The organism is Pseudomonas nicosulfuronedens, assembly GCF_005877905.1.
Classification (GTDB): domain Bacteria; phylum Pseudomonadota; class Gammaproteobacteria; order Pseudomonadales; family Pseudomonadaceae; genus Pseudomonas; species Pseudomonas nicosulfuronedens.
Genome location: NZ_SWDV01000050.1, coordinates 1 through 23026, shown reverse-complemented (window position 1 = coordinate 23026; position 23026 = coordinate 1). Strand labels below are relative to the sequence as shown.

The 23026-nt window shown below is 62.1% G+C and carries 30 protein-coding genes and 1 tRNA gene; 6 read left to right on the top strand and 25 right to left on the bottom strand.

The window, feature by feature from the left end:
• Nucleotide 1: 1 nt before the first annotated feature.
• From FAS41_RS27895 to queE, 3 genes are all read right to left on the bottom strand, one after another.
• Nucleotides 2–77: transfer RNA gene (locus tag FAS41_RS27895), tRNA-Lys, on the bottom strand.
• Between the two features lie 59 nt (nucleotides 78–136).
• On the bottom strand, nucleotides 137–811 hold the full coding sequence (queC, locus tag FAS41_RS27890; protein ID WP_138526576.1) for a 7-cyano-7-deazaguanine synthase QueC: 675 nt from the start codon (nucleotides 809–811) through the stop codon (nucleotides 137–139).
• A gap of 37 nt (nucleotides 812–848) precedes the next feature.
• A complete protein-coding gene (gene queE, locus FAS41_RS27885; RefSeq protein WP_138526560.1) occupies nucleotides 849–1496 on the bottom strand; it encodes a 7-carboxy-7-deazaguanine synthase QueE in 648 nt (215 codons plus the stop codon).
• 345 nt (nucleotides 1497–1841) lie between these two features.
• Here queE and FAS41_RS27880 point away from each other — a divergent pair, with 345 nt between their 5' ends.
• A complete protein-coding gene (locus FAS41_RS27880) occupies nucleotides 1842–2111 on the top strand; it encodes a hypothetical protein (RefSeq protein WP_138526559.1) in 270 nt (89 codons plus the stop codon).
• Nucleotides 2112–2115: 4 nt separating this feature from the next.
• Here FAS41_RS27880 and FAS41_RS27875 read toward each other — a convergent pair whose 3' ends face one another.
• From FAS41_RS27875 to FAS41_RS27845, 7 genes are all read right to left on the bottom strand, one after another.
• The gene (locus tag FAS41_RS27875) at nucleotides 2116–3123 is read right to left on the bottom strand and encodes a hypothetical protein (protein ID WP_138526558.1); all 1008 of its coding nucleotides are present in this window, start codon (nucleotides 3121–3123) and stop codon (nucleotides 2116–2118) included.
• Nucleotides 3124–3345: 222 nt separating this feature from the next.
• Nucleotides 3346–3672 carry a hypothetical protein gene (locus FAS41_RS27870; RefSeq protein ID WP_138526557.1) on the bottom strand — a complete coding sequence of 109 codons (327 nt, stop codon included), beginning with the start codon at nucleotides 3670–3672 and terminating at the stop codon, nucleotides 3346–3348.
• A complete protein-coding gene (locus tag FAS41_RS27865) occupies nucleotides 3665–3973 on the bottom strand; it encodes a hypothetical protein (protein ID WP_138526556.1) in 309 nt (102 codons plus the stop codon). Before FAS41_RS27865 ends, FAS41_RS27870 begins: the two co-directional genes overlap by 8 nt.
• 235 nt (nucleotides 3974–4208) lie before the next feature.
• Nucleotides 4209–5069 (bottom strand): helix-turn-helix domain-containing protein, encoded by an 861-nt coding sequence (locus FAS41_RS27860; protein ID WP_138526555.1) that lies wholly within the window; start codon nucleotides 5067–5069, stop codon nucleotides 4209–4211.
• Between the two features lie 38 nt (nucleotides 5070–5107).
• Nucleotides 5108–5434 carry a hypothetical protein gene (locus tag FAS41_RS27855; RefSeq protein ID WP_138526554.1) on the bottom strand — a complete coding sequence of 109 codons (327 nt, stop codon included), beginning with the start codon at nucleotides 5432–5434 and terminating at the stop codon, nucleotides 5108–5110.
• Nucleotides 5434–5778, bottom strand: a complete 345-nt coding sequence (locus FAS41_RS27850) for a hypothetical protein (protein ID WP_138526553.1) — start codon at nucleotides 5776–5778, stop codon at nucleotides 5434–5436. The genes FAS41_RS27855 and FAS41_RS27850 overlap by 1 nt, the downstream gene beginning before the upstream one ends.
• 425 nt (nucleotides 5779–6203) lie before the next feature.
• The gene (locus FAS41_RS27845; RefSeq protein ID WP_138526552.1) at nucleotides 6204–6764 is read right to left on the bottom strand and encodes a recombinase family protein; all 561 of its coding nucleotides are present in this window, start codon (nucleotides 6762–6764) and stop codon (nucleotides 6204–6206) included.
• 29 nt (nucleotides 6765–6793) lie between these two features.
• Here FAS41_RS27845 and FAS41_RS31385 point away from each other — a divergent pair, with 29 nt between their 5' ends.
• On the top strand, nucleotides 6794–7195 hold the full coding sequence (locus tag FAS41_RS31385) for a YegP family protein (RefSeq protein ID WP_342782961.1): 402 nt from the start codon (nucleotides 6794–6796) through the stop codon (nucleotides 7193–7195).
• A gap of 132 nt (nucleotides 7196–7327) precedes the next feature.
• Here the strand turns inward: FAS41_RS31385 and FAS41_RS27835 are convergent, their stop codons facing one another.
• The 14 genes from FAS41_RS27835 to FAS41_RS27770 all read right to left on the bottom strand — a co-directional run bounded on the left by FAS41_RS27835 (nucleotide 7328) and on the right by FAS41_RS27770 (nucleotide 19690).
• On the bottom strand, nucleotides 7328–8794 hold the full coding sequence (locus FAS41_RS27835; RefSeq protein ID WP_138526550.1) for a DUF6538 domain-containing protein: 1467 nt from the start codon (nucleotides 8792–8794) through the stop codon (nucleotides 7328–7330).
• A gap of 194 nt (nucleotides 8795–8988) precedes the next feature.
• Nucleotides 8989–9831: a tol-pal system protein YbgF gene (gene ybgF / locus FAS41_RS27830; protein WP_138526549.1), complete on the bottom strand. Its 843-nt coding sequence runs from the start codon at nucleotides 9829–9831 to the stop codon at nucleotides 8989–8991.
• 6 nt (nucleotides 9832–9837) lie between these two features.
• The gene (gene pal / locus FAS41_RS27825; protein ID WP_017522099.1) at nucleotides 9838–10344 is read right to left on the bottom strand and encodes a peptidoglycan-associated lipoprotein Pal; all 507 of its coding nucleotides are present in this window, start codon (nucleotides 10342–10344) and stop codon (nucleotides 9838–9840) included.
• A 52-nt stretch (nucleotides 10345–10396) separates the two neighbouring features.
• A complete protein-coding gene (gene tolB, locus FAS41_RS27820) occupies nucleotides 10397–11695 on the bottom strand; it encodes a Tol-Pal system beta propeller repeat protein TolB (protein WP_088416498.1) in 1299 nt (432 codons plus the stop codon).
• Nucleotides 11692–12747 (bottom strand): cell envelope integrity protein TolA, encoded by a 1056-nt coding sequence (gene tolA, locus FAS41_RS27815; RefSeq protein WP_138526548.1) that lies wholly within the window; start codon nucleotides 12745–12747, stop codon nucleotides 11692–11694. The genes tolB and tolA overlap by 4 nt, the downstream gene beginning before the upstream one ends.
• On the bottom strand, nucleotides 12744–13208 hold the full coding sequence (gene tolR, locus FAS41_RS27810) for a protein TolR (protein WP_138526547.1): 465 nt from the start codon (nucleotides 13206–13208) through the stop codon (nucleotides 12744–12746). Before tolR ends, tolA begins: the two co-directional genes overlap by 4 nt.
• Before the next feature lie 23 nt (nucleotides 13209–13231).
• Nucleotides 13232–13927 carry a protein TolQ gene (gene tolQ, locus FAS41_RS27805; protein WP_045210353.1) on the bottom strand — a complete coding sequence of 232 codons (696 nt, stop codon included), beginning with the start codon at nucleotides 13925–13927 and terminating at the stop codon, nucleotides 13232–13234.
• Nucleotide 13928: 1 nt separating this feature from the next.
• Complete coding sequence (gene ybgC / locus FAS41_RS27800) at nucleotides 13929–14375, bottom strand: tol-pal system-associated acyl-CoA thioesterase (protein ID WP_081520161.1); 447 nt, start codon at nucleotides 14373–14375, stop codon at nucleotides 13929–13931.
• A 52-nt stretch (nucleotides 14376–14427) separates the two neighbouring features.
• Nucleotides 14428–15486: a Holliday junction branch migration DNA helicase RuvB gene (ruvB, locus tag FAS41_RS27795; RefSeq protein ID WP_138526546.1), complete on the bottom strand. Its 1059-nt coding sequence runs from the start codon at nucleotides 15484–15486 to the stop codon at nucleotides 14428–14430.
• Nucleotides 15487–15496: 10 nt separating this feature from the next.
• Entirely contained in the window at nucleotides 15497–16102 is a 606-nt protein-coding gene (ruvA, locus tag FAS41_RS27790) for a Holliday junction branch migration protein RuvA (RefSeq protein WP_138526545.1), read from the bottom strand.
• A 34-nt stretch (nucleotides 16103–16136) separates the two neighbouring features.
• Nucleotides 16137–16661: a crossover junction endodeoxyribonuclease RuvC gene (ruvC, locus tag FAS41_RS27785; RefSeq protein ID WP_081520158.1), complete on the bottom strand. Its 525-nt coding sequence runs from the start codon at nucleotides 16659–16661 to the stop codon at nucleotides 16137–16139.
• Nucleotides 16662–16777: 116 nt separating this feature from the next.
• Nucleotides 16778–17524: a YebC/PmpR family DNA-binding transcriptional regulator gene (locus tag FAS41_RS27780; protein WP_138526544.1), complete on the bottom strand. Its 747-nt coding sequence runs from the start codon at nucleotides 17522–17524 to the stop codon at nucleotides 16778–16780.
• Between the two features lie 74 nt (nucleotides 17525–17598).
• Entirely contained in the window at nucleotides 17599–19377 is a 1779-nt protein-coding gene (gene aspS / locus FAS41_RS27775) for an aspartate--tRNA ligase (RefSeq protein ID WP_024763363.1), read from the bottom strand.
• A 43-nt stretch (nucleotides 19378–19420) separates the two neighbouring features.
• Complete coding sequence (locus FAS41_RS27770; protein ID WP_017522110.1) at nucleotides 19421–19690, bottom strand: FmdB family zinc ribbon protein; 270 nt, start codon at nucleotides 19688–19690, stop codon at nucleotides 19421–19423.
• A 240-nt stretch (nucleotides 19691–19930) separates the two neighbouring features.
• Between FAS41_RS27770 and FAS41_RS27765 the strand changes: the two genes are divergently transcribed.
• The 4 genes from FAS41_RS27765 (at nucleotide 19931) to FAS41_RS27750 (ending at nucleotide 22200) form a co-directional block, all read left to right on the top strand.
• On the top strand, nucleotides 19931–20401 hold the full coding sequence (locus tag FAS41_RS27765) for a Dps family protein (RefSeq protein ID WP_081520155.1): 471 nt from the start codon (nucleotides 19931–19933) through the stop codon (nucleotides 20399–20401).
• 217 nt (nucleotides 20402–20618) lie between these two features.
• Nucleotides 20619–21215, top strand: coding sequence for a cold-shock protein (locus FAS41_RS31345; RefSeq protein WP_138526543.1), 597 nt, complete (start codon nucleotides 20619–20621; stop codon nucleotides 21213–21215).
• 396 nt (nucleotides 21216–21611) lie between these two features.
• Entirely contained in the window at nucleotides 21612–21914 is a 303-nt protein-coding gene (locus tag FAS41_RS27755) for a type II toxin-antitoxin system RelE/ParE family toxin (RefSeq protein ID WP_138526542.1), read from the top strand.
• Nucleotides 21907–22200: an addiction module antidote protein gene (locus tag FAS41_RS27750; protein ID WP_138526541.1), complete on the top strand. Its 294-nt coding sequence runs from the start codon at nucleotides 21907–21909 to the stop codon at nucleotides 22198–22200. The genes FAS41_RS27755 and FAS41_RS27750 overlap by 8 nt, the downstream gene beginning before the upstream one ends.
• A gap of 28 nt (nucleotides 22201–22228) precedes the next feature.
• Here the strand turns inward: FAS41_RS27750 and FAS41_RS27745 are convergent, their stop codons facing one another.
• Nucleotides 22229–22924: a transposase gene (locus tag FAS41_RS27745; protein WP_138526540.1), complete on the bottom strand. Its 696-nt coding sequence runs from the start codon at nucleotides 22922–22924 to the stop codon at nucleotides 22229–22231.
• Nucleotides 22925–23026 lie beyond the last annotated feature (102 nt).

Sequence of the window (23026 nt, the reverse complement as noted above, 5' to 3'; positions counted from 1 at the left end):
ATGGTGGGTCGTGTAGGATTCGAACCTACGACCAATTGGTTAAAAGCCAACTGCTCTACCGACTGAGCTAACGACCCGACGTGGTGCGTATAATACTGATTTCTAACGTAAAAACAACACCCCGCGAAAACTTTTTTCAGAAATATCGCGTCGGGTCGGAAATTCCGGCCGCCGCAAAGCCTTCAGAACGCAGTCGGCAGCTGTCGCATTTACCGCACGCACGCCCGTCATCATCGGCCTGATAGCAGGAAACGGTCAGGCTGTAGTCCACGCCCTGAGCGATGCCCGCCTCGATGATCTGCGCCTTGGAGAGGAACTGCAGCGGTGCCTGGATGCGGAAGCCGTCGCCCTCCACACCTGCCTTGGTCGCCAGATTCGCCATGCGCTCGAAGGCTTTGACGAACTCCGGACGGCAGTCCGGATAGCCGGAGTAATCCACGGCATTCACGCCGATAAAGATATCGCGCGCACCCAGCACCTCCGCCCATCCCAGAGCAAGGGACAGGAACACAGTGTTGCGCGCCGGCACGTAGGTCACCGGGATGCCTTCGCTTGGCGCCTCAGGCACATCGATGCTGCTATCGGTCAGGGCGGAGCCACCGATACCGTTCAGGTTCAGGCCAATGACCTTATGCTCGATCACTCCCTGCTGCCGCGCGACCCGCTCGGCAGCCTGCAACTCGGCACGGTGACGCTGCCCGTAGTCGAAGCTCATGGTGTAGCAGTCGTAGCCTTCGGCCTTGGCCATGGCGATCACGGTCGCAGAGTCCAGGCCGCCGGAGAGCAGGATTACGGCTTTCTTGTCGTTCACGGATTGCTTGATGGACATGAGAAGGTCTCCTCCGCGCTCAATGGCCCGGTTCGTCGTTCCAGAGAATCTTGTGCAGCTGCAGTTGCAGGCGCACCGGCAGGTTATCGCTGACAATCCAGTCGGCCAGCGCACGCGCATCCACTTCACGGTGGCTAGGCGAGAACAGGACTTCGCCAGCACGTTGCTCCAGGCGGTACTCGATCAGCTTGGATACCGCCCAGTCGTAGTCCTCGCGGGAACAGATGACGAACTTCACCTGGTCATTGGCCGTCAGCTCGCCAATATTGTCGTAGCGATTGCGCGACACCTCGCCGGAGCCCGGCGTCTTGAGGTCGAGCACACGGCTGACACGGCGGTCGGTGGCGGAAATGTCCAGCGCGCCACTGGTTTCCAGCGAGACGTCATAGCCGGCATCGCACAGGCGTTGCAGCAGCGGGATGCAATTGGGCTGGGCCAAGGGCTCGCCGCCGGTCACGCAGACGTAGCGTGGTCGGTACTGGGCGACTTGCTCAAGGATGGCATCGAGGGTCTGGATCTCGCCGCCACTGAAGGCATAGGCGGTATCGCAGTAATTGCAGCGCAGGGGACAGCCGGTCAGGCGTACGAACACGGTCGGCAAGCCGGCGGTGCGCGTTTCCCCCTGCAACGAGTAGAAAATCTCGGTAATGCGCAGGGTCTGTTGCATATCAGCCACGGGCGTGACGGCTACACAGGCCATCCGCCTCCGTTGCGTTGGAGTCGTGGGCGCGCTCACAGGCGCCCGGAAGGCCCGGAACAAAGCAGACATCAGCCGAGCTGAAACCACTGGCGCTTTCCGGGGGCGGGAATTCTAACGAAGAAGCGGACAATCGGTCTACAACCCGCATGGCTACTGGTCGGAAACCGTTTATCGGGTCATTAATAGCGGGCCGGTGCCCCGGTCGTGTGCCCCATTGCCAGGCAGAGAGGCTGTAATAAGCAACAGAGGCGGCCTATTGCCATCCTATGACGCAGCACTATATTTCATGCATTTAGCCAAGGGAGTTAGTGCATGGAGATCATCGCTCTAATCGTTGTAGTGGCGGCGGGCTTGTTTATCTTTGCGATGAGCCGAGGAAAGAAAGCCGTTCGCGCATACATCTACCTCGCAGCCCGGAGCGAGGGCGCCAGCGTAGAAGAGGCAAACGAACTTGCATCCCGAATTGATACCCACCGGGCTGGCCAGTTGAACACTGCCATGCGGCAATTCATCTTGCAGTGTTACAACGGCCAGCAGCTTCCGATGATTTCAGACGCCCGACTAGACGGCTTTAAGCAGTAGCCACTCACCCCATGCGCTTCGAGAACTCCAGCATGTTCAGCCCGCCGTTACCTTGCACATAGCGGCGGGACTGCTCCAGAGTGCTATCGCCGATGCCGGCCTCTGCGAAGTTATGCGGTACGTTGTCCAGGCGGGAATCGACGCCAGCTTGAAGCTCCTTCACCGCCTGTTTGCTTACGCCCGCAATGACCGAATGCGGCAGCACGCTGCGCCCCTGCGCGGTCTGGGCTTCGCGGTACAGCACGGCGCCACGAGCATCGACGCGCACCTGTGAAGTGTCCAAGGTGAAGGACAGCGCATCCATGCCCAGGCCGTAACCGGGCAGCGCAGCAGGGAACAGCTCCAGGCCAGCCAGCGCCACCAGAACTTCAAGGTCTGCCAGCTCCAAGGCACCGGCCTCTGCGCCGGCATCGCGCAGCAACATCAGTCCACGGCCAGCGGCCAGGATCGGCAAACCCTGCGCGCCACTGCTGTTCAGCTTCTCTCGCGCCACAAGGTCCAGGGCGGAGCTGGCCAGCAGCTTGTTGCCCGCTTCGGCGGCATCGGCAACGGCCTCGACGCCCAGGACGTGGCGCACCCGCAGGACAGCTAACAGGTCTTCGACCCAGAACTGTACTTCGTCCGCGTTGGCCTGGGCGCGGCTGTTGCTGCTCCGCGCGTACTGATCTTGGCGGGAGCGATAAGCGGCCAACTGGTCGTCGTATTCCAGGGCGCTACCCAGGTGCTCGAACGGCAGGCCCTTGCGCCCGGCTTGAGCCAGCACGTCGATGAACTCGCGGGCAACATCATCGACGCTGGTGCGGCGGGTCTCGGCGCGGGCTGGGTCAACGAACTGCTCGGCCATGCGATGCAGACCGGCTTTCACTTCGGCGTACTGCTCCGGGGCGGTGGGGACAGTTAGTGCCGGGACAGGCTCGCGGCTCAGGTCAACGGCGGTGCGTAGGGAAACCAGCAGGGCGTCAGCGATAGCGGAAGTGCGGACGGTGTGCATCTTGGTCTTGTGGGTGGTCATGTTCTCTCTCCTTGGAATTCGGTCGGTTCGGTTAAATGGTCGAGCGGTGCAGGGCAAGGCGTTTGATAATCGGGTACTCAGTCAGGGCGAATCCCTTACGGCACCATGCGCGGGCCTTCCGCAGGACAAGCCGCACAGCGTGGACGCGGCTGTTTCCCATCAGGCGCCCAGCGGCGTAAAGCTCAACGGCGGCGAGGGCTAGGCGAAGTTCTTCATCTCGGGTCATGCGAGAATCCCCAGGCTGTTGCCGGCCCCACGGCGCGTAGTGCGCAACCCCACGCCGTTGGCGCGGATAGTTCCAGCGTCATGCGGAGACGTGCCTATGCCGTCCTGCTCAATGCTTGAGGGCGGATCGGCGGAAGGTTCGGTGCCGGGGAGCCCTTGCAGTCGGTCTCGATAGATTTGGTCGGCGGCATCTGTCGCCAAGGCATTCAACCCCTCCAGGCTCAGTGGGGTGCGCTTCGCTTCCAGACGGGCACGCCGCTCCGCAGCAGTCTCGTCCTGGCCGAGGGCTGTTAGGCTGTCGATCACGCTGCGGAAGTCAGACATGAGCAGCCTCCCGTGCTTGGCGTGCAGCCTTACTACGACCGTCGATGTACTTCCCGGCTCCGATCAGCTCGGCCCGCTGGCAAATCAGCCATGCAACCGCCTTGTACTTCTCCGTGAAGCCGAAGGTCCGCTGATAGCGCACCTTGTTTCGGGTGATGCAGGCGTTCCAGCGCATATCTCGCTGGCGGAGATGCAGGCCGGGCACATCGGCGCGAGTCATCATCCGCAGCGCCTCGGCCAATAGCGGGTAGTCCAACTCGACGCAGCCCGTGGGTGTCGTGTTCTGTGTGGTGTAGGTCATGGTCTCTCTCTGTTCAGTGGGCGCAGCAAGGCCCCAGGGAGCGCGTAAAGGGCGTTTCCCGGTGGGCATGCGCGGTGGCGATGGGTTCTAGTTGTCGCGCCGGGGTAGGCCGCTGAGGGCCTTCGGCGGGCGCGGCGGATTTCAGGCCGTGAGTGCAGGGCGGCGGGACAGTCTGTCCCACCTGTCCCACCTCAAGAACGGCGGATTTGTATAGGTACTTCGTACCATATAGAACTCAGGTGTTGCGCTGGAGATGCTTCCGCACGGTCTCATGCTTCTGCCCCAAACGGCGGGCAATCTCCCCGGCATTCAATCCCTCAGCCTTGAGGCGTACAGCGGCAGCCTTCCAATCGGTGGCATTCTCGACGGCGGATAGGCGCGCCTCGGTCTTGGCCTGCGCCTGGGCAAGCTGTCGGCGCAGCTCCTCCAGTTCGCGAGCCTGGGCATCCTGCAAGGCGCTCAGCTCCGCCATTCGCTTTTCTTGAGCAGATAGGCGCTTGGCAACATCAGCGCGCTGATACAGCGCCTGGACCCCACCGGCCAAGGTGGCTTTGCAAATTTCGGATACGTCGCGTGCAGTGCGCATGCCTTGGGCCTCCAGCAGTTGAGCAGTGGGGTGGTTCGCCAGCTTCTGCATGGCGGCCTTCATATGCCGACTCTTGGTGGTGGCCAGTCGTGCGGCATCCTGCTCGCCTACCTGCTCGCGCAGGATTGCTCTGGCAGAGGGGCGGGACTCCTCCAGCGCCTTGTCATGCGCCTCGGTTAGCAGGGCCTGGACTTCACTTGCGGATGCGTACCGCCCGTGGTATCCGACAGCGCGTAGCTCCTGGGACAACTCACGGTGCAGGGCCTTTACCTTGCCGTGATGTCGGCGCACTACAGCTTGAGGATTCTTCGGGACTACACCGGAGCGGTGGTACTCCGCTTCCATCTGGTCAACCTGACGAGTCAAGTCAGCACCACGGACGTTGGGGTTCTGGCGGATCAGGGTCAACGTGGCCGCCGTGCGGTCGAATGCCGGGCGGGACGGTGTGTTCATATCGACGGGAGCGCCGGCAGATTTGGCTTGCGAGTGCAGGCGTTCAAGGTTGGTCATGACTTCTCCTTGCCGGAGGCGTCAGCCACCAGCGGGTATTAGGTTTCGGGATCGGTCAGGCCGTACTCAGCCAACAAAGCGGCACGGTCTGGTGTGATTTGGGTTGAGGGCGCAGGGCTGGCCGAGTTGCCTGGGCGACGGGCGTCCAGTTCCTGGCGCAGCTTCTCTAGGTCCGCTTCCTTTTCGCCACGGGTAGCGGTGGCGTACGCCTCTACCAGCTTCAGCAGTGACACGTTCGCCGAGATGGTCGCGGCGTCTAACGGCAGGTCTTCCGTCTCGTGAAACTTGAGCTTCTTGCGGGCTGCCCGCATGGTCTCGGCCAAGAGCGCGGTTGCTTCCTTCTGGATGTTTGGTCGACGGGCCATTAGCGCTTCGCCTCCCAGTCGCCCAGCAGAATGAGCAAAGTGTTCTCGGCGCGGGCGCCTGCTCGAATGGTGTCGGAGTCAAGCTTGATGCCGTGGTGTTGGGCAGTCGTGGCGAGGATGTATTGCCGAGTGCTAGATGTGCCCGCCAGGATGCGGACTTGTAGATTCGCCTCACTCGGCAACTGGGCGAGCGCCTGGAGCGCTGAAGACTTCGCCAGTCCCGGCTCACGCTTGAGGATCGTCCCCAGAGTTGCGGGGATTCCTTGGGTCTGGAGTGCGCGAAGGGCGCGAATTACTCGGGCTTTGGCCAATGGCTTACGCCCGGTGCGATTCTCGTATCGCATCGGTGGTCCTCCTTATGTGGACTGATGGTGTGGCTTTGCGAATTGAATCCGGCCTACTCCCGTAAGGCGTTGCGCCTACGAGATGGGTCCGGTGGTCTGGAATGCTGAGGGTTAGCAGAACGGGTCTGGTAACGCGGGAATTCAGGTTGCGCGTGCAGGCTCGGCGGTGAGTGTTCGCCAGGGACGCTGATCAGGTTCGGTAAAGGTGCCGGCGCCGCCAGTTGGCAACGACGCCGGCTCAAACCGAGAACGTCCAGAGAGAGCATTTATCCCTGCTAGTGTATGTGCCTTCTGACCCTTGAGTCAGTAACGCCCGCACGCAGCGTATTCTCCTCGCTGGTGTGTGTGACTTTTAGAACCCATAGCCCAGAAACGACAACGCCCAGCGCGGGGCCGGGCGTTGAGGTAGGAAGTGCAGGGAAGGATCAGGCGGCGATCTTGCAGGCCCGCTTCACGCTGGCAGGGCTGATGCCGAAATGTTCAGCCGTAGTCTTGATGCTGGCGTCGTGCGCTGCCCGCCATTGCCGCACGTCAACGTCGTCGATCACCTTGGAACGCCCCAGCGCTCTGCCCTCAGCCTTGGCGCGCTCGATACCAGCCATCTGCCGGGCCTTGATGTTGGATCGCTCCAGCTCGGCCACAGCCGCTAGCATGGTGAGCATGGCCTTACCCATCGGGGTACTGAGGTCGAAGCCCTCCCGCTTGCTGATGATGCTCACGCCCTTGGCGGTCAGGTACTCCACCGTCAACAGCACATCAATGGTATCGCGCCCTAGGCGGTCTACAGCGGCCACGACAAGCGTATCCCCGTCGCGTAGGTACTCAGCCATAGCCTTGAACTGCGGCCGCTCCAGGGCCTTTACAGCGCCGCTAACACCCTCGTCGGCGTAGAAGCGGTCGATACGGTGAGCCTGAGAGAGGCTGTGCTGTTGAGCTTCAACACTCTGATCGTTCGTGCTGACGCGGCTGTACCCAATGGTGGCCATGTTGTGAGTCCCCTGGTGGCTCGCAATATATGGCTCACAATATAGGAATGGCTCATTATCTTGTCAACACCATTGAGCCACATGGCAAGCCCAGGGCATGGGATGGCTCGCAGGGTGTACCTTCTGAGCCATATGGAGATTTGACCGAGCGCAATGGACAAGCGAGATGGCAAGTTGCTAGCGTCAGCTCTCCTACGTCAGTTTCACAAGGAGAGTTACCAATGGCTGAGGTTGCTTACTTCTTCATCTACAAGGACGCTGCAAAGGAGTGGCGTTGGCGATTTACGGCGAAGAACTCCAAGATCATTGCTGTTAGTTCAGAGGGCTACCACAACCTCTCCGACTGCGAGCACTCCATTAGCTTGCTGAAAGAGCAAGGCCCTACTGGGCCTGTAATCGGAGACGATGATTACGACCGCCTACGAAAGTAACGGCCTGGGCTCACGCGCTCTAACCGCGTGAGCCCTCCCCGGCGACTGCCCCGTCCCGCCAGCAGCCTGCACCCCACGGGGGAATCGGCGCCTTGATGGGGTCAGATACCCCGGCGCACGGCTAAATCAGATTTAGGCCGGAGGCTTTTCGAGCAGGTCGCGCACCTTGTCTAACAGCTCCCGCTGCGCAGTGAGCGGGGCCAATCCACCATAAATGCTAGTCATGCTCTGCGTTGAAGTGTGACCCAGGATCACGCCAATCTCTTGATCAGTCGCCTTAGCTTCGCGCATCAGGTCGGCAGCGGTGTGCCGGACGCTGTAGAGCGTCAACCCAGCCGGGAGCCTTCTGCCCAACAGATCGTGCAGCCGGCGAACGCGCTGCTCAGTACGGCGCACAAGGTCGGTAGGCTCGCCCCTCTCCCCCAGGACCAGCCGGAACAACTCGGCATCGTCAGCACAGACGGGCAAGTCTCGTCGGCTGGCTTTGGTCTTGCGGTCGGTGAGTCCCGCCTGGAACACAAGCGATTTATTGCCCATGATGTCCGAGCGCTCTACCAGGGCGTCCGGCCCCTCGCGCAGCAACTCAGATGGGCGCATGCCGTACCGGGCCAGTAGAACCAGGGCGGCAGCATCGACAGCAGGCGCCGTCTCCTGCATATCCTTAATGCACGCCCGGAGCACAGCCAGCGGGATGGGTTGCCGGTCCCCCTTCCTGGCGCCAGCACCGGAACGGATAGTTTTCGCAGTGGCATCCAGGCGCGGCAGCTTGATCCCTTCCCATCCAGGCATGCAGCGCAGCACAGCCAGGAGTGCCCCTGTACTCGTGCTCAGGGAGGACGCTTTACCGCCAGCAGCGAGCTTGCGCTTGCCGTAGGCGAGGATGTTCTGGACCTGCTCCGCTGGTGTTGCTGGCCAGCGCAGCGCGTCCTTGCAAAGCGTCCGCACCTGCTGTCCACGGCGCCGACTGGCATGCTCGACGTACAGCCCCAGCACCTTGTTGAACTCGGCGGCGGTGGTCTGCCCAGGTCGTGCCGGTACCGTTGAATCGGTGGGCTCGGGAACAGGCTCAGGAGGCACAGCAGACGTCGGAGCAGCCTGGACAAGGGTCGGCAGCTCGCCACGCTCCAGGGCCTCCAGAGCGGCATGCGCGGCCATCGCCTCAGCAGGGTTATAGTCCGCTGCTCCAGGGTGTTTGCCCTCGGCAATGGCCAGCATTGCGGCCTTGCGCCACTCCAGTTCAGCAGTCCAGGTCGGGGCGTGCCGTTGGCTTGGTACCAGGGCTTCGATAGCCGACCGGGTAGCTCCGTCTACAACGGCTCGCAAGCGCTCTAGAATTGCCTCTGCCGTGACCCTTGGGGGTTGACCTACCTCGACGCCGGGAGCCATGCCAAGGGCCTGCCGTGCTGTCTGTGCCAGGGCTTCCCGACAGATGCGGTCGAACTCAACCGACACTACCCGCGCCTTCTCCAGGGCGGTCCTGCGATCAGCGGTATCGAGGGCTTGCCGGAACTCCCGGCGCCCCACGATTGCTGCAACTTCGACAGGGTAACGGCGGCGATAAACAAAACGCCCGTCGCGCTTCATCAGATGATCGGCCATGCTGGCTCCTGGGTCACGTGCACCGGGCGCCAGCACCGTGCACATCGGGGATTCTCGCCCCTTGTGCACCGCTCCGCCCTCGGCTAGAAGGCCCGTAGAATGGGCCTCCGAGCGAGATCGGGCAAATGATTTGTGCCCCATTCGTCTAACGAAAAAACCCGCGACGGGCGCGGGTTTTCGGACTGTGCGGAACCTTACTTGAGGTTCTTCAGGTCACGCTGGGACAGCTGGGCAGCGGAAGTGCCCGGATACTGGGCCACGACCTGCTGCAGGATGCCACGGGCCTTGTCGGTATTGCCCAGGCGGCGCTCGACATCGGCAAGCTTGTACAGCGAATCCGGCACCTTGGCGCTGCTCGGGTAAGCCTGGCTGACACGGGCAAAGGCCTGGCCGGCACCCTGCAGGTCACCCTTGGCAAGGTTCACTTCACCGAGCCAGTACTGGGCGTTGCCAGCGTACTGGCTACTCGGGTACTTGCGCAGGAAGGCGCCGAAGGCCTGGCTGGCCTTGTCGAAGTCCTTGGCCTTGATCAGGTCGAAGGCAGCGTCGTAGTACAGCTTTTCTTTTGCCGGGTCACCCGGCTCGCTGCTGGCGGCGGGCTGCTGTTGCTGGGCGGCGGCAGCGCCTGCTCCTGCGGCAGCCCCGGCACTGGCGCCGGCAGCGGGGGAATTGGGTTGAACAGCAGCACCGGCCGCTCCTGCACCTGCACCGCTGGAAAGGCGGCTGTCGATGTCCTGGAAGCGTTCCTGGTTTTCCTGCTTCATCTGCTGGATCTGGTTCTGCTGTTCTTCGAGCATGCCGCGCAGACGGGACATCTCGTCCTGCATCTGCTGCAGCTGCATGAACAGCTGAGCCTGACCGGAGACGGGAGTTGTCATCCCGCCTCCGGCGTAGGCGCCATCAGCGCCTGCGGTGCCATAACCCGAGGGCGGTGTGCTGGCATAGCCACCATTACCGTCCTGTACCGGAACCGCGGCTGCCGCCATGAGGGGCAGTCCGCATGCGATCAAGGTCAGAAAACGCAGGCGCATCGGCATCAGGTCTTACTTCTTCAGCTCAACGCGACGGTTCTGGGCCCAGGACTGCTCGTCATGGCCAGTGGCAACCGGACGCTCTTTGCCGTAGGAAACCAGTTCCAGCTGAGCCGGGGAAACGCCCTGCAGTACCAGGTAGCGCTGAACGGCCTTGGCACGACGCTCGCCCAGAGCCATGTTGTACTCACGGGTGCCGCGCTCGTCAGTGTGACCTTCCAGGACTACGCGCTGGCCGGAACCTTTCAGGTCCTTGGCGTGTACGTCCAGGGCACGCATGGCTTCCGGCTTCAGGTCGGAGCTGTCGTACTCGAAGTAGAAGGTGGTGATAGCGCGCAGAGCAGCTTCGTCGCTCAGGGAGCCGTCAACGGCACCGCTGTTTGCGCCGTAGCCAGCGTTCGGATCAACGCCGCCATTGGCGCCTTCGCCAGTAGCATCGCCTTTCTTGGACGAACAGCCGACGGCAACAGCCATGGCGAGGGCGATAACGGCAAATTTGCCGAATTTCAGCATTTCCATCATGTAACTCCTAATGAACCCCAGTGTATAAATTTGAAACAGTTGGCAACCGTCAGTTCAGGTAAGGGGACCAGGAAGGCTCGCGCACGTCGCCTTGAGCGGTGGGTAGCGGTAACCGAACACGTCCGTTGATGCTCACGAGCATCAACACGCCCCGGTCCTGCTGGCGGGTGGCGTATATTAGCATCGTGCCATTTGGCGCAACAGTGGGCGAATCGTCCAGATTGGTGTTGGAAAGTACCCGGAGATTACCGCGCTGAAGGTCCTGCGCCGCGATCTGGAAGTTGGTGAAACCATCCTGGCGGTGAACCATGACCAGGGTCTTCTCATCCGCCGAGAGTTTCGGGTTGGCGTTGTAGTTGCCGATGAAGGTCACGCGGTCGGTAGCGCCCGAGTTCACGTTCATCTTGTAGATCTGCGGCTTGCCGCCACGATCCGAGGTGAAGTACAGGGTCGAGCCGTCCGCACCCCAGAAGGGCTCGGTGTCGATCGCCGAGTTGTTGGTCAGGCGACGCAGCTGGCGGCTGCCCAGGTCCATCACGTAGATCTCCGGGTTGCCGTCACGCGACAGCACGAAGGCCAGGCGGTTGCCGTCCGGCGAGAAGGCCGGGGCGCCGTTGAGGCCTTCGAAGTTGGAGATCTGCTCGCGACGGCCAGTGTCGACGTACTGCATGAAGATGCGCGGACGCTTCTGCTCGAAGGACACGTAGGCAATGCGACGGCCATCGGGCGAGAAGCGCGGCGAAAGGATCGGCTCGCGCGACTGCAGTAGGGTCACCGGGCGGGCGCCGTCATAGTCGGAGCGCTGCAGGGTGTAGCGGGTGTTATCCACCGAGAAGCGCTCAGCGGTCACGTAGAGCAGCTTGGTGGAGAATGCACCCTTGATGCCGGTCAGCTTCTCGAACGACTGGTCGGCAATGTAGTGCGACATGTCGCGCAGTTGGTCGGTGGTACCACCGACGCTACCGGTCAGGACCTGCTCCTGGGTCGCCACGTTGAGCAGGGCGTACTGGATCTGCAGGCGGCCACCGCTGGGCACGATGCTGCCGACCAGGACGTACTGAGCACCGAGGGCCTGCCAGTCACGGTAGATCACTTCGCTGGCCTGGGCCGGCTGGCTGATCATGTTCTGGCGCGGAATCGGCTCGAAGTAACCGGAGTTGCGCAGGTCGTTGCCGATGATGTTCGACATGTCCTCGGGCAGGACGTTACCGCCCTGCCAGCCGAACGGAACCACGGCGATCGGGACGGCCGAGTCACGACCACTGGAGATAACCAGCGGGTCGGCGGCCTGCGCTGCGCCGGCCACCAGGGCCAGGGCGAAGAGCGCGAAGCGAATCAGGGTACTCACAGATCTAAATCCTCCGGTTTGAAGACCATTCGGCGCTGACGATACAGGCTATCGAAAGTGGCGCGATCCAGTTTTTGCAGTTCGGGAATACGGCCCACATTTCGGACCGCAGCCACCGCCGAATCGTCGAACGGCTTGTCACCACTGGAGCGTGTCACGCTCACATTGGTGATGGCGCCGCTCGGCAGCATCTGAATCAGCACTTCTACGCTCATTCCGTTACGAGCTGAAGGAGGACGGCTCCACTGCTGGCTCACCAGGCTGACGATCAGATCGTCGAAGTTGCCCGCCACCTCGTTACCTTGCTCGTCGGCCAGGGCCTGTTGCCGTTGCGTGTCATCCGACAGCAGTTCGGCCAGCGCCTGGGCCTTCTTGTCTTCCGTTGCCTTGCGGGCTGCGGCGGCGGCTGCAGCGGCAGCCTTCTTCTTCGCAGCCTCGACCGCGGCAGCCTTCTTCTTGGCTTCATCCGCGGCGGCTTTCTTCTTCGCGTCCTCGGCGGCCTTCTTCTTGGCGTCCTCGGCAGCTTTCTTCTTCGCCTCTTCAGCGGCCTCTTTCTTGGCCTCTTCCTCGGCTTTCTTCTTGGCGATATCCGCCTGCTGTTTCTGCTCGGCAGCCTTGGCCTCAGCCGCTTTCTTGGCGGCTGCGGCGGCATCGGCCGCCTTCTTGGCGTCGTCTGCCTTCTTGGCTTCTGCCGCTTTCTCAGCGGCATCTGCAGCCTTTTGAGCCGCATCAGCCTTCTTTTGTTCCTCGGCTTTCGCAGCAGCCAATGCCTGCTGCTCAGCCTTCTTCTGCTCGAGCTGCTCCTGCTCGTATTGCTTGGCCGAAGTCTTCTTCGACTCGCCGGCTATCTTCTGGTTGGTCTGCTGGGTTGCCTGGCTCTTGGACTTCAGCTGGTACAGGGTAGCCTGGACGATCGGCCGCGAAGGCGGCAGTTCAGGCGTACTGGCCCAGCTGACGAACAGCATGGCGAAGATCAGGACGTGCAGGGCCACGGCGAGGACCGTGGGCCAGAAGTAGCCTTCCGATTGAGAGCGCTCGAGCTGGTGCATCAACTACCTGGTGCCTCGGTAATCAGACCGACGTTGCCGACTCCGGCTTTCTGCAGACCGCCCATGACGGCCATGACCGAGCCATAGTCGACTGCCTTGTCCCCACGGACGAAGACCTGGACTTTCTTACCCTGGCGGCTGTTCTCGGCCATGATGCCGGAGGCAGCGTTGACCAGTTGATCGAGGTCCACGGCAGTCTGGCTGCCCTTGCCCTGATCGGGGTCGACTTCCGAACCCATGTTCCAGTAGTAGGTCTTGTCGGCCTTGATGGAGATGGTGAGCACGCGGGAATCGTTATCCTGCGGCAGCGCTTCGCTGGAAACCTTGGGCAGGTCGACCTTGACGCCCTGGTTGAGCATGGGCGCGGTCACCATGAAAATGACCAGCAGCACCAACATCACGTCGATGTAGGGCACCACGTTCATTTCCGCGACCGGCTTGCGCTTGTGACGAACTCTTGCCATGACGGCTTACCTCTTGGTCGTCTTCAATCGTCGCTGGTGTGCACTTTGCGGTGCAGGATGGCCTGGAACTCGTCGGCGAAGGTGTAGTAGCGGCCGATGAGCATTTCCGAGCGGGCGGCGAAACGGTTGTAGGCGATGACCGCGGGAATGGCCGCGAACAGGCCGATGGCGGTAGCGATCAGTGCTTCGGCGATACCCGGCGCCACGGTGGCGAGGGTGGCCTGCTGCACGGTGGCCAGGCCACGGAAGGAGTTCATGATGCCCCATACGGTACCGAACAGACCGATGTACGGGCTGGTGGAGCCGACGGTGGCGAGGAACGGCAGGCTGGTTTCCAGCTTCTCTTCCTCACGGGAAATGGCAACGCGCATGGCGCGGGAAACGCCTTCCATCACCGCATCCGGGTCAACGCCGGCCTGCTGGCGCAGACGGGAGAATTCCTTGAAGCCGGCACGGAAGATCTGCTCGACCCCCGAGTCCGGATCGGGGTTGCTGCCCGCCTGGCGGTAGAGCTTGGACAGGTCGATGCCCGACCAGAAGCGCTCTTCGAAAGTTTCCAGGGCCTTCTTCGCCGAGCGCATCATGTTGCTGCGCTGGAAAATCATGATCCAGGAAGTGACCGATGCGGCCACCAGGGTCAGCATCACCAGCTGTACCACGACGCTGGCGTTACTGATCAAGCTCCACATGGAAGTATGGTCGACGACGTTCGGTTCCACGTTAATCTCCTGCTGAAAGGGTGTCCGGACTGCCGGCAAATGCCGCACGCAACACATCTGGGATAGCGCGGGGTTTCAGGTTGTCCGCCCGCACGCACGCCACCAGGAATCGTCCCTCGCAGAGCAAGGTCGAATCCGACGCCCGTCGAACCTGTTGACGAAACTTCAGGCTCGCACGGTTCAACTCCTCCACCTCGACGCTGACAAGCAGCTCGTCATCCAGGCGGGCCGGCGCGTGATAGCGCGCTTCGGCCGAATGAACGACGAAAAGCAGGTTCTCCCCCGCCAGCTGTGACTGGGCGAAGCCCAGATCACGCAGCCGCTCGGTACGAGCCCGCTCCATGAACTTGAGGTAGTTGACGTAGTAGACGATGCCGCCGGCATCGGTGTCCTCGTAATAGACCCGATACCGCTGCTGGAACGGCTGACCCCCGTGTTGCGCGCGCATACTCTAGAACCAAGTAGAGACTTTGCCAATCGGCAATCGTCTACAAATGCAATTAATTACCATCTTCAGGGACGAACAGATCCGATGTCGTCCCCTCCCCCATCCGCTTCGGCACATTCAGGCCGAAATGCAGGTACGCATGCCGGGTCACGACGCGGCCGCGCGGTGTGCGCATGATATAGCCTTGCTGGATCAGATAGGGCTCCAGCACATCTTCAATCGTATGTCTTTCTTCACTGATGGCCGCCGCCAGGTTATCGATACCCACCGGCCCACCGTCGAACTTGTCGATCATGGTCAACAGCAGGCGGCGGTCCTGGTGATCGAAGCCTCGCTCGTCCACGTCCAGCAGGTTCAGCGCCTTGTCGGCGATGTCGCGGCTGATATGCCCGGTGCCGCGCACCTCGGCGAAATCCCGTACCCGCCGCAGCAGGCGGTTGGCGATCCGTGGCGTGCCCCGTGCGCGCCGCGCGATCTCAAAAGCACCCGCCGGCTCGATCTCCAGACCCAGGATGCCCGCCGAGCGGGCGACGATGCTGGACAGGTCGTCCACACCGTAGAACTCGAGACGCTGGACGATACCGAAGCGGTCACGCAGCGGATTGGTCAGCATGCCGGCGCGAGTCGTCGCGCCGACCAGGGTAAAGGGTGGCAGGTCCAGCTTGATCGAACGCGCAGCCGGGCCCTCGCCGATCATGATGTCCAGCTGGAAGTCTTCCATGGCCGGGTACAGCACTTCCTCGACGATGGGCGACAGGCGATGGATCTCGTCCACGAACAGCACGTCGTTGGGTTCGAGGTTGGTGAGGATCGCCGCCAGGTCGCCGGGGCGTTCCAGCACCGGGCCGGAAGTACTCTTGATCGAAACCCCCATCTCCTGGGCGATGATGTTCGCCAGGGTGGTCTTGCCCAGGCCGGGCGGGCCGAAGATCAGCGTGTGATCCAGCGCTTCCTGACGCCCACGGGCCGCCTGGATGAACAGCTCCATCTGTTCGCGCACCACCGGCTGGCCGACGTAGTCCGCCAGCTTGAGCGGGCGGATGGCGCGGTCGAACTGCTCTTCGCGGTCGCGAGTGGAAGCGGAGGAAATCAGGCGATCGGCTTCGATCATCAGTGTCTACCTAGACCATGCCCTTGAGGGAACGGCGGATGAGTTCTTCGCTGGACAAGCCTTCCTCCTGCACGGCGGCCACGGCGCGGCTCGCCTCCTGGGGTTTGAAGCCCAGGGCGATCAGCGCACTGACCGCATCGGACTCGGCGCTTGAGACTGCGGCAGCCCGCAGGGGTTCCACCACCAACGGCGCGATGGAGGGAATATTCTCCCACGCCTTGAATCGATCCTTCAGCTCCACCAGCAGGCGCTCGGCGGTCTTCTTGCCGACGCCGGGAATCTTCACCAGGGTGGAAGTATCCTGCGCCTGCACGCAACGCACCAGTTCATCGACCTCAAGCCCCGACATCAGCGCCAGCGCCAGCTTCGGGCCAACGCCATTGAGGCGGATCAGCTCGCGGAACAGTTCGCGCTCGCGCTTCTCGGCGAAGCCGTAGAGCAGGTGGGCATCCTCGCGCACCACCAGGTGGGTGTGCAGGGTCACCGGCTCGCCCAGGCTCGGCAGGCGGTACAGGGTGGTCATCGGCACTTCCAGCTCGTAGCCCACGCCATTCACGTCGACGATCAGGTGCGGCGGCTGCTTTTCCGCCAGGGTGCCACGCAGGCGTCCAATCACGGGTGTTTGTCCTTGCTCAATGTTTTTCCGGATATCACAGGCGCAGGCGTCCGCCACGACGGCGGGCACCCACCAGACCATGCGGCACCAGGCTCTGCCGGGTGTGCGCATGGCACAAGGCGATGGCCAGGGCGTCGGAGGCGTCGATCTGCGGCTTCTGTACCAGTTTGAGCAGGTGCATGACCATCATCTGCACCTGCTGTTTGTCCGCGCCGCCGGTGCCGGCAATGGCCTGCTTGACCTGGCTGGCGGTGTACTCGGCGATCTGCAACCCCTCTTCCGCCGCCGCGACGATAGCCGCGCCGCGCGCCTGCCCCAGCTTCAGCGCCGAGTCGGCGTTGCGCGCCATGAACACCTGCTCGATGCCCATCATGGTCGGCTGGTAGGTCTGGATGACCTCGCGCACGCCACGGAAGACGATCTGCAGGCGTTCGAACAGCTCGCCGTTGCCGGTACGGATACAGCCCGAAGCCACGTACTCGCAGCCACGGCCGGTGTCGCGCACCACGCCGAAGCCGGTAATCCGTGAACCTGGGTCGATGCCGAGAATCAGGGTCATGTCCGTCCGATCAAACCTTGTCCGTAACCTGTACTTCAGATAACAAAAACCGGAAGCGGGAGGCGCCGCTGACGACCACTCCCGCTTCCGGCTTCAGCACATCGCCGGTGGTGGGATCAGCCCAGCTGGGCCATCACCTCGTCCGGGATGTCCGCATTGGAGTAGACGTTCTGCACGTCGTCCAGGTCTTCGAGCATGTCGATCAGCTTGAGGACCTTCTGCGCGGTGTCCAGGTCCAGGGTCGCCACGGTCGACGGGATCATGGTGATCTCCGCTTCGTCGCCCTTGAAACCGGCTTCGGTCAGCGCTTCGTTGACCGAGATGAAGTCGGCGAAGGTGGTGAACACGTCGATGGAGCCATCGTCGTTGACCACCACGTCGTCGGCGCCGGCTTCCAGCGCGGCATCCATCAACGCTTCCTCGTTCACGCCCGGCGCGTAGCTGATCTGGCCCTTGCGCTCGAACATGTACGCAACGGAACCGTCAGTGCCCAGGTTGCCGCCGCACTTGCTGAAGGCATGACGTACTTCGGCTGCGGTGCGGTTGCGGTTGTCGGTCATCGCTTCGACGATGATCGCCACGCCGCTGGGTGCGTAACCTTCGTAGGTCAGCTCGGCCATGTTGTCGGCTTCGCTGGAGCCCACGCCGCGCTGGATGGCGCGGTCGATGGTGTCGCGGGTCATGTTGGCGGTCAGCGCCTTGTCCACGGCCAGGCGCAGACGCGGGTTGTCCGCCGGGATCCCACCGCCCTGCTTGGCAGCGACGGTCAGCTCACGAATGAGCTTGGTGAAGATCTTGCCCTTCTTGGCGTCCTGACGTTCCTTGCGGTGCTTGATGTTGGCCCATTTGGAATGACCAGCCATAACTCACTCCGTATCGCTTGTTTGCTTCGCTGGCGGCGCCCGCAGTGCGGGTACCGCCAGCTATTCGAATCGACTTACTCGGCGGCCTTCTGCTGCTCGCGCAGGCGGATGTTCAGCTCGCGCAGAGCCTTGGCATCCACGGTGCCCGGAGCCTGGGTCATGACGTCGCCGGCGCTCTGGGTTTTCGGGAAGGCGATGACTTCGCGGATCGACGCCGCGCCAGTCATCAGCATCACCAGACGGTCCAGGCCGAAGGCCAGGCCACCGTGCGGCGGTGCGCCGTACTTCAGGGCGTCCAGCAGGAAGCCGAACTTCTCTTCCTGCTCCGCATCGTCGATGCCCAGCACGCGGAACACCGCCTGCTGCATGGCCTTGTCGTGGATACGGATGGAACCGCCGCCCAGTTCGGTGCCGTTGAGCACCATGTCGTAGGCACGGGACAGCTTGCCGGCCGGGTTGGCCTCCAGCTCTTCCGGGGTGCACTTGGGCGCGGTGAACGGGTGGTGCAGCGAGGTCAGGCTGCCGTCGTCGTTCTCTTCGAACATCGGGAAGTCCACGACCCACATCGGCGCCCACTCCTTGGTGAGCAGGTTGAGGTCATGGCCGACCTTGATGCGCAGCGCGCCCAGGGCGTCGCAGACGATCTTGGCCTTGTCGGCGCCGAAGAACACGATGTCGCCATCGACCGCACCGACGCGATCGAGGATCTCGTTCAGGTTCGGCTCGGCGATGTTCTTCACGATCGGCGACTGCAGGCCTTCCACGCCCTTGGCGCGTTCGTTGACCTTGATGTAGGCCAGGCCCTTGGCGCCGTAGATGCCGACGAACTTGGTGTAGTCGTCGATCTGCTTGCGCGGCATGCTCGCACCGCCCGGAACGCGCAGGGCGGCAACGCGGCCCTTCGGATCGTTGGCCGGGCCGGAGAAGACCTTGAACTCGACGTCCTTCAGCTGATCGGCCACGTCGACCAGTTCCAGCGGGATACGCAGGTCAGGCTTGTCCGAACCGTAGCGGCGCATGGCCTCTTCGAACGGCATGTGCGGGAATTCGTCGAACTCGACGTTCAGCACTTCCTTGAACAGCTGGCGCACCATCTTCTCGGTGATCTCGATGATGTCGCTTTCTTCGAGGAAGCTGGTCTCGATGTCGATCTGGGTGAATTCCGGCTGGCGGTCGGCACGCAGGTCTTCGTCGCGGAAGCACTTGGCGATCTGGTAGTAACGGTCGAAGCCGGCCACCATCAGCAGCTGCTTGAACAGCTGGGGCGACTGCGGCAGGGCGAAGAAGTGGCCCGGGTAGGTACGGCTCGGCACCAGGTAGTCGCGCGCGCCTTCCGGCGTCGGGCGACCGAGGATCGGGGTTTCCACGTCGAGGAAACCGTTCTCGTCCAGGTAGCGGCGGATGCTGCTGGTGATGCGCGCGCGCAGCTTCAGCTTGGCGGCCATCTCCGGGCGACGCAGGTCGATGAAGCGGTAGCGCAGGCGGGTTTCCTCGCCCACGTCGGAGTATTCGTCCAGCGGGAACGGCGGGGTTTCCGCCTGGTTCAGCACTTCCAGCTCGTGGCCCAGCACTTCGATGGCGCCCGAAGCCATGTTCGAGTTGCGCGCACCTTCGGGGCGCAGACGCACCTTGCCGGTGATCTTCACCACGTACTCGCTGCGCACGCGGTCAGCCTTGGCGAAGGTCTCGACGCGATCCGGGTCGAACACCACCTGGGCCAGACCTTCACGATCACGCACGTCGAGGAAGATCACCCCGCCGTGGTCGCGGCGACGGTGTACCCAACCGCAAAGAGTGACTACCTGGCCGTCCAGGCTCTCGTTCAACTGGCCGCAATAGTGGCTGCGCATCATGGTGTGTTTCGCTTCTCGAAAGTCTTGAATTCTAGGGAACCGCTCATTCGCTGGCGGAGCAGGCGCCGGCACCGCAACCGGTGGCCGGACAGGCCGCTGGGGCATCGCCGGAGGCCAGGTTCTTTTTCGCTCCGGTCTTGAAGTCGGTCTCGTACCAACCGCTGCCGCCCAGGCGGAAGCCCGGAGCCGACAACATCTTCTTCAATTCGGGAGCCTTGCAGGCCGGACAATCGACCAACGGCGCATCGCTGATCTTCTGCAGCGATTCCAGCTGATGCGCGCAGGACTGGCACTGGTACTCGTAAATCGGCATGGAACACCTTGGCTGTGTAACGCCACGGGTCCGCGTCCCGCGGCAAAGAGGCCGATTATAGCCTGAAAAATCCGCAGGTTGCAGCCGGGCTCCGGTGGTGGAAAAGCCAGCCGGGCGCACACCTTTTAATAGAAAAGCTCAATCGATTGCCTTGATATAGACCAAGAGCTTCGCACCCGACCTGGTGATAGCCTCGAATCCAACGCTTTGAATCACCCGTGCCACGATGAGGAGATCGCCATGGATATCGATATCGGAATCGCCAAACAGGACCGCGCCGCCATCGCCGACGGCCTGTCCCGCCTGCTGGCCGACACCTACACGCTGTACCTGAAGACCCACAACTTCCACTGGAACGTCACCGGGCCGATGTTCAACACCCTGCACCTGATGTTCGAGGGGCAGTACACCGAGTTGGCGCTGGCCGTGGACAGCATCGCCGAGCGCATCCGCGCCCTCGGCTTCCCGGCGCCCGGCACCTACGCCGCCTACGCCCGCCTGTCCTCGATCAAGGAAGAAGAAGGCGTACCGGACGCCCAGGAAATGATCCGCCTGCTGGTGCAGGGCCAGGAAGCCGTGGTGCGCACCGCCCGCAGCATCTTCCCGCTGGCCGACAAGGTGGCGGATGAGCCCACCGCCGACCTGCTGACCCAGCGCATGCAGGTCCACGAAAAGACCGCCTGGATGCTGCGCAGCCTGCTCGCCGAATAACCTCTTCCCTTTATAAGCAGCCGGCCAGAAAGCCGGCTGCCTCCCCCTACGAATGGCCTAAGCGGTTGATTTGAGAAGGCAACTGGATTGCGGTTAAATACCCGCCGTGCGTTTCTCGCATAGGCCGCCCGGCACGCTTTCATTTTTCCTTTCTGGCGTCGCACCCGGGGCTGGCTGCTTCTTTATCTCGTTACCCGCTCAAGGTGAATCCGTAGCCATGTTGAAGATCGTCCATCTCGTGACGGGCGTCGCCGCACTCTTGCTGTCCTTGATCCCGAGTCTGCGTAGTGATGCCCTGCCCTACCTGCAACAGAGCGATGCCATCTACCTGGCCCTGCTCGGTCTGACCAGCCTCCTGCTCGCCCCGAGCAGCCAACTGAAACACCCCTCCGCCCTGCAGAGCCTCGCCACCGCCCTGGTGGTGCTGGCCGTGGTCCTGCAGATCCTGATCCTGCTCGCCCCGCTGCCCTTCATCGGCGACCAGCCGGCCATCGTGCTGCCGCTGCTCAGCCTGGCCGGCGCCGTTGTCCTGCAATGGATCGCCAGCCTCAACAAACCGAGCGCCAGCGCCGCCGTCGAAACCTTCGCCGGCGTCGACCGCGAAACCGGCACCGTGAAGTGGTTCAACACCTCCAAGGGCTTCGGCTTTATCTCCCGCGACTCGGGCGAAGACATCTTCGTTCACTTCCGCGCCATCCGCGGCGAAGGCCACCGCATCCTGATCGAAGGGCAGCGCGTGGAGTTCTCTGTTGTCCAGCGTGACAAGGGGTTGCAGGCGGAGGATGTGATTGCTGCGCTGCCTAATCGGCGCTGAGCGTTACACCCATGAAAAAGCCCGCCGAATGGCGGGCTTTTTCATTACTCCATCAATTGTCCAGTCGTGGCGACTCATCCGACCCGAACCTGTGGGCCCCCAGACGTTTGAGCGTGAAGCGTAGGTCCTTCCCTCTTTCCTCCGTAGCGACCCTCCTGCGGAAGAAAGTTTTGTCCGAGCCGGCAGTAGGTTGATTCAGAAGCAGAGCGAGCACTCGCTCGAATCCTGGGCTGCAAGGCTACCTTGCCCCTGATTCATGGCTTGCGTTTTCTTCCGGCATGAAACGATTCCGGCCAACCTATCAAGAGCGCGGCCTCACCTATGCAAACCAGTGGAAGCCGGCAAGCTCCCGAAGCCAGTCCTTGGCTTCACTGTATTTTATAGACTACATTCAGCATGAGAAGAATCGAGTCCGCCCAGTTTCGATCGTGGCTGCAGAAGCTGAAGGACAACACCGGAAGAGCCCGCATCGTCGCCAGGATCAACCGCCTGCTAGAGGGCTTGCCCGGTGACATGGCCCCGGTTGGCAAGGGAGTCAGTGAGCTCCGCATTCACCATGGGCCCGGCTATCGCGTGTATTTCCACCAGCAGGGCGACACGCTGCTGATACTCCTGTGCGGAGGAGACAAGAGCAGCCAGAGCCGCGACATCGAGGCAGCCCAACAGATGCTGGCAGCGTGGAGAAAGCAACATGACTGAGACATTCACCGAATTCGATCCTGCCACCTACCTCACCAACCCCGAAGCCATTGCGGAATTCATGAGCGATGCACTGGAAACCGGCGACGCCGCCTATATCGCCAAAGCAATGGGCGTAGTAGCTCGCGCCAAAGGCATGACTGAACTGGCCCGGGAAACAGGACTGTCTCGCGAGCAGCTCTACCGCTCATTCAGCGAGCATGGCAACCCGACGCTCAAGACATTACTGGCCGTCATGAATGCCCTCGGCATTGAAATGACTATCCGACCGCAGGTCACGCACTAGGACAAGATTAACAACGTAGAGGTGAGGCTTACTCTTCCTGCGTCAGCCTAGGCCGCCCCTGGCCTCGCCGTTCAATTCGAACTCCGGCGATCCTCTCAATCTCCTCCACGAAGCGAGCATTCCCCGTCAGTTGCCCCCGCTGCAGCGCCTCACGAATCAGTTGGGCTTCACCATCACTGGCCGCTTGATTGAGGAAGCCCCGATAACGCTCATGACGCTCCTCATCCGAGCCGCCAAGCGCGTCAAAGCAGGGATCAACGTCCAGCCACCTGGACGCAATTCCCACGTGCTGGGTGTAACTCGACCAGGGGTATTCGGCTGCGTGACAAACCAATTTGGCTCGCACCGGATTCAGCTCAATGTAACGGCTGCATGCCAGCAGGTAAGCGTCTGATTGCACCACACTGGACTTGAAGCGACATTCCCACAGGGTTCCGCTACGGCCTTCCAGGCGATTTCGATAGCGAGTCATTCGCTCGGAGAGCGTTTTCATCAACTGGCTCAATCCAGCAACTGACTCATCTGGCGCCAGGAGCAGGTGGACATGGTTCGTCATCAGACAGTAGGCATAGACCTTCACACCAAATGCATCTTTCAGCTCCTGGAGGTCGGAGAGATAGCGCTCATAGTCCTCCTGCTCGACAAAGACTGCCTGCCGATTGTGGCCCCGCTGAACTATATGGTGGGGATAGTTTGGCAGAATGACGCGGCCTACTCTGGGCATGGTCCCCTCCGGGCGCTCTTGGCTCGGGAGCAAGACTGCCACTCATGCCTGGATGAAGTAACCTTCACGTTGGCTTAGATTAGAGTAGGAAAAATAAATCTG